The sequence below is a fragment of the Yersinia sp. 1252 StPb PI genome (genome assembly GCF_048593885.1).
Lineage (GTDB): Bacteria > Pseudomonadota > Gammaproteobacteria > Enterobacterales > Enterobacteriaceae > Yersinia > Yersinia enterocolitica_E.
Genome location: NZ_JAZGQE010000540.1, coordinates 1 through 339 on the forward strand (window position 1 = coordinate 1; position 339 = coordinate 339).

A 339-nucleotide genomic window follows, 5' to 3' on the forward strand; every position below is an offset into this window, starting at 1 on the left:
GAAAAATAAGCAGTTGTCATTTTAGTTTCCTATTGCGAATACAAATGCTGAAAAGGCACCCGCTACACCATTAGCGCGTAAGTGAAAGTTGGTCAGAGTTTTCGGCGTGGGGTCTGAAATGTTGTTGAACGAGATAGTCGGAAAATCCGTACCTGCGACGCCAAAGCGGTGAAATATCCCCCACACGCCCAAGCGCGAATTTGGAAATGGCGTCGGGTAAATCCATGGGGCATCGCCGCTGGCCCCTGACGTTACCAGACCCCATTGCACAATCAGCCCGCCAGGAACATCAGGGATTCGAATATAGTCATTCGCTGTGAAAGTCCGTTTGTTAAATAG

The 339-nt window shown here is 49.0% G+C and carries 1 protein-coding gene; it reads right to left on the reverse strand.

Features of this window, described 5'->3' with window-relative positions:
• Positions 1 to 21: 21 nt before the first annotated feature.
• The coding region (locus V2A85_RS24655) for a gp53-like domain-containing protein (protein ID WP_420072685.1) at positions 22 to 339 on the reverse strand (318 nt) is incomplete at its 5' end.